9 protein-coding genes are annotated in these 8,017 nt (G+C 56.4%); 3 read left to right on the top strand and 6 right to left on the bottom strand.

Translation table 11 applies throughout. From position 1 onward, the window contains the following. Positions 1-17: 17 nt before the first annotated feature. From ACU6TU_RS03910 to lptF, 6 genes are all read right to left on the bottom strand, one after another. Complete coding sequence (locus tag ACU6TU_RS03910) at positions 18-794, bottom strand: pseudouridine synthase (protein ID WP_447144174.1); 777 nt, start codon at positions 792-794, stop codon at positions 18-20. A gap of 145 nt (positions 795-939) precedes the next feature. Further along, positions 940-1,422, bottom strand: coding sequence for a bacterioferritin (gene bfr / locus ACU6TU_RS03905; RefSeq protein WP_447143276.1), 483 nt, complete (start codon positions 1,420-1,422; stop codon positions 940-942). Positions 1,423-1,575: 153 nt separating this feature from the next. Continuing rightward, positions 1,576-1,782 carry a (2Fe-2S)-binding protein gene (locus ACU6TU_RS03900; RefSeq protein ID WP_447143275.1) on the bottom strand — a complete coding sequence of 69 codons (207 nt, stop codon included), beginning with the start codon at positions 1,780-1,782 and terminating at the stop codon, positions 1,576-1,578. 128 nt (positions 1,783-1,910) lie between these two features. Next, a complete protein-coding gene (locus tag ACU6TU_RS03895; protein WP_447143274.1) occupies positions 1,911-2,384 on the bottom strand; it encodes an RDD family protein in 474 nt (157 codons plus the stop codon). Between the two features lie 43 nt (positions 2,385-2,427). Beyond that, complete coding sequence (gene lptG, locus ACU6TU_RS03890; RefSeq protein ID WP_447143273.1) at positions 2,428-3,492, bottom strand: LPS export ABC transporter permease LptG; 1,065 nt, start codon at positions 3,490-3,492, stop codon at positions 2,428-2,430. Continuing rightward, positions 3,492-4,568: an LPS export ABC transporter permease LptF gene (gene lptF, locus ACU6TU_RS03885; protein ID WP_447143272.1), complete on the bottom strand. Its 1,077-nt coding sequence runs from the start codon at positions 4,566-4,568 to the stop codon at positions 3,492-3,494. Before lptF ends, lptG begins: the two co-directional genes overlap by 1 nt. 169 nt (positions 4,569-4,737) lie before the next feature. Here lptF and ACU6TU_RS03880 point away from each other — a divergent pair, with 169 nt between their 5' ends. The 3 genes from ACU6TU_RS03880 to ACU6TU_RS03870 all read left to right on the top strand — a co-directional run bounded on the left by ACU6TU_RS03880 (position 4,738) and on the right by ACU6TU_RS03870 (position 8,003). Beyond that, positions 4,738-6,258: a leucyl aminopeptidase gene (locus tag ACU6TU_RS03880; RefSeq protein ID WP_447143271.1), complete on the top strand. Its 1,521-nt coding sequence runs from the start codon at positions 4,738-4,740 to the stop codon at positions 6,256-6,258. Between the two features lie 152 nt (positions 6,259-6,410). Then, entirely contained in the window at positions 6,411-7,511 is a 1,101-nt protein-coding gene (locus ACU6TU_RS03875; protein WP_447143270.1) for a branched-chain amino acid aminotransferase, read from the top strand. Between the two features lie 60 nt (positions 7,512-7,571). Then, positions 7,572-8,003, top strand: a complete 432-nt coding sequence (locus ACU6TU_RS03870) for a DNA polymerase III subunit chi (protein ID WP_447143269.1) — start codon at positions 7,572-7,574, stop codon at positions 8,001-8,003. The last annotated feature ends 14 nt before the right edge of the window (positions 8,004-8,017 follow it).

The raw sequence follows: 8,017 nt of genomic DNA, 5'->3' as shown, positions 1-8,017 counted from the left end.
ATCATCAGAAAACCGCACTAGGCGGAAGGTGCCGAGACGCGAGTCTCACTTAGCGGCGGTGTCCGCACGCTGTCTAACGGCAGATGCCCTGCCCAGCCAAGATGCTCAAACAGCGCCGTCATGGTGTCATCCAGCGCGCAACTCAGCTGGACGCGTTTATCCTGATGCGGGTGATCAAAGGCCAGCCAGGTCGACGCCAGCAACAGCCTTGGCGCCTCAAAACGTTCGGCAAAAAAACGGTTGTGAACACTTTTGCCGTGCTTGGCATCGCCAATGATCGGATAGCCGCGCCGGGAAAGATGGCGACGAATCTGATGGCGACGCCCCGTCAGTGGTCGCGCTTCTACCAGGGAGTAACGCGCCACCGGATAGCGGTCTACCTGCACAGGCAGCTCAACGCTATCCAGACGACGAATATCGGTCATGGCACGCATCGCAGGCATCTGCGCCTTAGGGCGCGTGCCATCTTCTTCGCGCAGCGGGTAGTCGAGACGTTCCTGTTCGGGCGCAATACCACGCACCACCGCCAGGTAGCGTTTTTCCACCTGGCGTTCAGAAAAGGATTCGCTTAGTCGTGCAGCAACCTCAGATGAGAAAGCAAACACCATCACGCCAGACGTCGGGCGGTCCAGACGATGCACCGGATAGACCCGCCGCCTCAGCTGGTCGCGCAGCCGCTGGAGAAGAAATTCCGTTTCTCCACGCGCCAGCGCCGAACGGTGCACCAGCAGCCCTGCTGGCTTATGAACCGCCACCAGATCATCATCCTGATAAATTAGCTTGAGTGGCAACATCATCGTCTCCGCCAACAATAAGCTGCCATTGTCGCGGCTTGGCAGGCGAATGTCATCCTGCAAACCGACGCAAAACCGTAAAACAAAACGGGCAGCCATTTGGCTGCCCGTTTTGCTGTTTCGTCTGTTGTGACAGTGCGAGTTATTATTCTTCGCCTGCCATCTGCATTTGGCGCTGCAGGTAATTCTGCATACCCACCTGCTCAATCAGCTTCAGCTCGGTTTCGATGTGGTCGATATGACCTTCTTCATCGGCGAGCAGGTCACGCAGCATGTCACGGGTCACGTAATCTTTAACGCTTTCGCAGTAAGTGATCGCTTCGATATAGTCGTTGCGACCGTCGTGCTCAATCTTCAGGTCAGATTCCAGCATCTCTTTCACGTTCTCGCCAATGTGCAGCTTGCCGAGATCCTGAAGGTTGGGAATGCCTTCCAGAAACAGAATGCGCTCGATGATTTTGTCAGCGTGCTGCATCTCTTCGATGGACTCATCGTATTCCCACTTGGCCAGCGCTTTCAGCCCCCAATCCTTGTACATCTTGGCATGCAGAAAATACTGGTTGATAGCAACTAATTCGTTACCCAGGGCAATATTGAGATGCTGGATAACTTTTGGATCACCTTTCATGACGTCACCTTTTATAAATGTGCAATTACGCTCATTAGAGTATAGGCCATAAAAGGGCTAACTCCTAACGATGCCAAGAGTATAACCAAGTTGATCAGAAACTCAAAAAAATCATGATGTTGGCAACGAAAACCCTAACAAGAGAGATTCGTATCACACCGCGTAAGCAAGGCCCATATTTGCCTCACAGCGCGCAACCTGAACCGCTTCACGGGTAACCGATTTGGCAACGCAAGCGCATTTGCCGCATTGGGTAGCACAGCCAGTGGCTTCGCGCACTTCCCGCCAGCTGCGCGCTCCGTCGCTAACCTGCTGGCGAATCTGATGATCGGTTACTCCCTTGCACACACATACGTACATGGCGACACCTCATAAAAGTCATGAGATGAATGTAAATGATTCGCATACAACTTATCAAGTGGAAATTATTGCATTTCTACCAAATTATTCTTTATTTTTATTTTTTCTATTTATAAACAACACATTGGTTATTTTTTAGGCAAAACCACCGTGCGGGTTCCAGACACAATATCCGGCCAGCTACGGCGTTCACCATCAAACAACACCCACCAGTAACCAAGCCCGAAAACCGCCAGCGACACCCAGGCGACCAGACAACGTACCACGCTCTGTCGCCAGCTAATCGACGTGCCTTCAAGGGTCTGCACGCGCAGTCGCCAGGCTTGCATCCCCAGCGTCATGCCGCCCCGAGTCCATGAATAAGCAAAAAAGACCATGGCGGAAAGCACCAGCAAAAGCCTAAGCGTAATCACCGACAGAAAAGACGTCCCGACCTCTTCGGCACCTTGGCCCACAACAAAGCGAAACAGCGCAACATGCGCCACTGTCACCGCAATCCAGATGGCAATGACCAGAAAGCCATCATAAAGCATCGCGCCCAAACGGCGCGCCAGGGGGGCAGGCCAGACACTATCAAGCTGATCAAAACGTCGTTGCGGCATGGTGTCTCTCGTATTGATGGGTTCGTTGATGGTTTAAAACGGGCTAGCCGTTACGGCGCAGAAAATAAATACCGACCAGTGCGCAGGCCAGCGTCGGGGCCAGTACTGCCCATACCGGCGAAAACCCGAACAATGTCGATGCGGGGGCTAACAGATCCTGGGTATATTTGAACAGAAGCCCTGTAATCACCCCATAAAAGACCCGCGTTCCGGCGGCTACGCTACGCAGCGGGCCGAAAATAAAGGAGGCAGCAATCAATACCAGCGAGGCCATGGTCAGTGGCATCAGCATTTTCTGCCAGAAATACAGCAAGGGTTGGTCCGCCTGTTGCCCCTGTGCACGCAGGAACTCCGCATAGGCATATAGCTCGCTTGGCGCCTGGCTGTCGATATCGCGAAGAAGACGCTCCAACTGCACTGGCGTCAGGTTGGTTTCCCAGCGCAGGGTCTCATGCTGCTCGGCTTCGGTAGAGTTTTCATTCAGCCGTGTCACCGCTACCTTTTCAAGCTGCCATTGATTGTTTTGCCAGCGCGCCCGCTGAGCATAGGAGACCTCAATCAACTGGCGTTCATCAAAGCGGTAACGCGTCAGGTCCAGCACCACGTTATCGGCACGAATGGCGCCAAACCGATACACACTGTCGTCTTCGATCTGCCAGCCGCTACGGCTGGTGAGCACTGCCCCTTCGCCCTGGCGCTTTTCCAGCTTCCAGGCTTCGGCAAACTGTTCGGTGCGGGGGCTGACGTATTCCGCCACCAGCAACACCACCACAATGACCAGCAGAACCGGCTTCATCACGCCCCAGACAATCCGCGCCAGCGAACGCCCGGAAGCACGCATCACGGTCAGTTCATTGCTGGACGCCATACTGCCAAGCCCGATCAGTGCGCCAATCAGCACCGCCACTGGCGCATACTGATAAAAGCGCCAGGGAGCACGCATCAGCAGATAAAACAGCACATCAAGCGCCGTATAGCCTTGCTGTACATCACCCAGATCATCAATGTAGGCAATGGTAATATCCAGCCCCAGCAACACGATCTGCACCACCACAATGGCGACCAGCACGTTGCGGGCAATGTATCGATCCAGGCGGTCCAACACCATTAGCGCATCCCCTTACGTTGTGAATGCCACAGCAGCAAAAGCCCAAGCAAAAGAAACAGCCCGTGTACCGGCCAGACACCCAATCCGGCAGACCAGCTTCCGCTGCCAATGGCATCCACGGCGGCCAGTAGCAGACTGAGATAAGCGACATACAGAAATACCGCTGGCAGCAGCTTGGCAAAGCGCCCCTGGCGAGGATTGACCCGGGAAAGCGGCTGAGCCATCAGAGCAAGAATAAACACCATCAGAGGCAAGCCGGCACGCCACTGCCACTGCGCCTGAGCACGTGGATCAGCGTTAGCCAGAAGCGCAGAGGTCGATGCATATTCGAGTGATTCAACCGCTTCAGTCTGTCCTCCAGCACCAAGGCGTAATGTATAGCGCTCGAACATGAGTTTTTCCGCCGCAAAGGAACCTGGCGTTACGCCATAGCGCTCACCATCCTCCAGGACCAAAAAGCGGCTGCCGGTATCCTCGCGCAACTCCTGAAACCCCTTGGCGGCTCGGGTGACATAGTTGTGTTCCTTCTCGGCAGGGTTACCCATCTCGTTAACGAAGACATTTTCCATCTGGGTCCCATCGCTGGAAAACCCACTGATATAGGCCGTGCGCCCCTGACCGAATTCCTGAAAGCGTCCTGGCGCCAGTACCGAAACATCCAGGCGGCTGCGCTGTTCTTCGAGCATGGTTTCGGTATTAAAGGCGCCAAGCGGCGTCAGCCACAGGCTACAGAGGCCAACCAGCGCAGCCACTACGACCGCTGGCATCAGGGTCACTTTTAATAATCGCGTAGGGCTCACGCCGCAAGCGACCATCACGGTGATCTCGCTATTCATATATAACTGGCCATAAGCCACCAGAATACCGAGGAAAAAAGCCAGCGGCAGAATCAGTTCCATAAACCCCGGCAGATGAAAAAGCATCAAATTGCCAAGAATCGTTAACGGGATATTGCCTTCAGCAGCACTGGAAAAATACCGGATAAAGCGGCTACCCATGATGACCAGCAGCAGAATACCGGCCACCGCTGTCATGGTCAGCAACACTTCGCGGGTCAAATAGCGAAATAAAATCAACGCGTTCTCCAGCCAATCGTGCAGGATGCCATGCAATGCACCCAAGGCTTGGGTACACTAAGTCTTGAACACACTAAGTCTTGGGTACATTAAGTGCAGAGGGCACAATAACAGCTTACTCTGTAGGCATTATCCCGAATCCTTCGATGCTTGTCTTGTTGGAGACGTCATGGAATTTTCCGTTCAGACAGCCAATCCGGCGAAAGCCGAAACCGCCTGTCTTGTTGTACCGGTATTTAAAGATAGCGCACTGCTTCCCGCCGTCGCAAAACTCGACGACGCCAGCGAGCGGTTAATCAGCCAGCTTGTCGAAAGCGGTGACTTTGATGCCGCCCTGGGCAGCACCTTGATGCTGCCTTTTGCCCCTGGGCTCGGCACAGAGCGTTTGCTCATGGTGGGGCTTGGGCCACGCGATAAGTGTCAGGATGCCGCTTTCCTGAAAGCGCTGGACGCCGCCGCTGATGCGCTGATCAAACTGCCCATCGACGAAGCCTGCCTGGCCTTCACCGATGTGCCGCTGGGAGATCGCGATAACGCCTGGAAAGCACGCAAGATCATGGAAGCGGGAGAGCGCGCACTTTACCGCTTTGATACGTTTAAATCACAACCGGCACCGCGCTCAACCCTGCAGCATTTCACGTTATTGCTTAGCGACGCCGATGACGTCGAGCCGGTCAAGCAAGGTGCCCGTATTGGTGTCGCCATTGGTCAAGGCATCAACACCGCGCGTACTCTTGGCAACCTGCCTGGCAATGTCTGCACGCCGCGCTATCTGGCCGAACAGGCCGAGCAGCTGGCCAAAGACTCCCAGGGCAGCCTGACCACCGAGATTCTCGACGAAGACGCCCTGGAAGCCCTCGGCGCTCATTCACTGCTGTCGGTGGGCCGTGGCAGCCGCGAACCATCGCGTTTGATTGTCATGCGTTACCAGGGCGCTGAAGACGCGGCAGATGCGCCTCATGTGCTGGTGGGCAAAGGCATTACCTTCGATACCGGCGGCATTTCGCTCAAGCCCGGCGAAGGCATGGATGAAATGAAATTCGACATGTGCGGTGCCGCCAGCGTCTTCGGCACGGTTCATGCCCTGCTTGCCATCAAGCCGAAACTCAACCTGGTATTTATCGTGGCGGCGGCAGAAAACATGCCGGACGGTGCGGCCACCAAACCAGGCGATATCCTCAAGACCCTCAAAGGGCTGACGGTTGAAGTGCTCAACACCGATGCCGAAGGTCGCCTGGTACTGTGTGATGCCCTCACCTACGCAGAACGCTTCGAGCCCGCCAGCGTCGTGGATATCGCGACCCTCACCGGCGCCTGCATTATTGGCCTGGGGCATCATGCCACCGGGTTGCTCTCCAATGACGATGACCTGGCGCTGGACCTTCTGGATGCCGGTGAAGCCGCCTGGGATCGCGCCTGGCATCTGCCGCTCTGGGATGAGTATCAGGAACAGCTCGACTCCAACTTCGCCGATATGGCCAATATTGGCGGTCGGCCCGCAGGCACCATTACTGCTGCGTGTTTTCTGTCGCGCTTTGCCGACCACTTCCCCTGGGCACACCTGGATATCGCCGGTACCGCCTGGCATTCCGGCAAGCAGAAAGGTGCTACGGGCCGCCCCGTTGGTCTGCTGACGCAATACCTGCTGGATCGTGAAACCGATGTTCAAGTAGAAAATAGCGACGACTAACTTCACAATCAGGCGCTAAACGGTTGCCTTTCTCCAGCGCAACCGTTACATCTTGAGGCAGTGATATGTCGTGTGCGCACCGGACCTTCCGGTGCGCGCGTTTGTTTAACAAGATCAAAAACATTTTTTGACGCAATCTGTGGAGAATCATCGTGTCCACCGACCATTTTAGCCTACTGCCGTCCAATCACCCGACGGCAGACGACATCCGCGAAAGCGTCCTGCAGAATCCGGGGTTTGGCAGCCATTTCACCGACCATATGGCGCATGTGCGCTGGACCCTCGATGACGGCTGGCACGCCCATGAAGTTCGCCCTTATGGCCCGCTGACGCTGGACCCGGCGGCTTCCGTATTGCATTACGGCCAGGAAATTTTCGAAGGCATCAAGGCCTACCGTCATGCCGACGGTTCGGTATGGACTTTTCGCCCGGAAAAAAACGCCGAGCGCTTTCGCCGCAGTGCCCGCCGTCTGGCGCTGCCGGAGCTATCCGACGAAGATTTTATCGGCTCGCTGAAAGCCCTGCTCGCGCAGGATCATGTCTGGGTACCCACGCCCGCCAGTGATTCAGACGAATGCAGCCTCTACCTGCGCCCCTTCATGATTGCGTCGGAAGCTTTCCTGGGGGTGCGTCCCGCTCACGAGGTCGATTATTACGTGATTGCCTCACCGGCGGCGGCCTACTTCAAGGGCGGCATTGATCCGGTATCCATCTGGCTGTCGACTCATTACAATCGCGCGGCTCCGGGCGGCACCGGTTTTGCCAAATGCGGTGGCAACTATGCCGCTTCACTGGCCGCACAGAAAGAAGCCTCAGCCAACGGTTGCAGCCAGGTGGCCTTCCTGGATGCGGCGGAAGGCAAATGGATCGAAGAACTCGGCGGCATGAACCTGTTCTTCGTGTTCAAGGATGGCCGTGTGGTGACGCCGCGCCTGACTGACACCATTCTTGAAGGGGTAACGCGCAACTCGGTACTTACCCTGGCCAAGGACGAAGGCCTGACACCGGAAGAGCGCCCTATCAGCATCGATGAGTGGCGTGAAGGGGCGGCTTCCGGTGAGATCACCGAAGTCTTCGCCTGCGGCACGGCCGCGGTTATCACGCCGGTGGGCGAACTGGTCACGGAAAACGAGCGTATTCGCCTGACCGCTGGCGGCGACAACGAGGTTGCCAAACGCATTCGCACCAAGCTGCTGGACCTTCAGTACGGCCGCAGCGAAGACAAATACGGCTGGCTCACCCGGCTGGTCTGACCCCCGAAACGGCCTGCCGCCTCATACATACCACAGAGGCGGCAGGCGCTGGAACCGCCTATGGCCCGCATCGATTTCTATATCCTGCCAGACACTACCCTGGACGCCCGCCTGCAGTTCGCCTGCAAGTTAGCGGAAACCATCTGGCGCAAAGGCTACCGGCTGCACCTTCACTGCGAAGACGAAGCCCTGGCCAGGCAGGCCGATGACGCCCTGTGGAATTTTCGCCCCGACGCTTACCTGCCCCACGCCCTGGAAGACAGCGACCTGGCCGCCCAGGTGCCGGTCACGCTCGGCTGGAAGGCACTCCCTGCCCCGCACGAATCTACGGCACTGCTAAACCTGCACCCGGAAATCCCCGATGGCTTTGACGCCTACGCCCGCGTGGCCGAAATCATCAACCAGCACCAGCATGTACTGATCGCCAAACGCGCCTGCTGGAAACGCTACAAGGAAATGGGCCACGAGGTCGTGCCGCATCAACTGGGGTGAAGAGCAAGGAAGCA

Source organism: Halomonas sp. LS-001, assembly GCF_052983955.1.
This window is presented reverse-complemented; position numbering and strand designations above follow the sequence as displayed.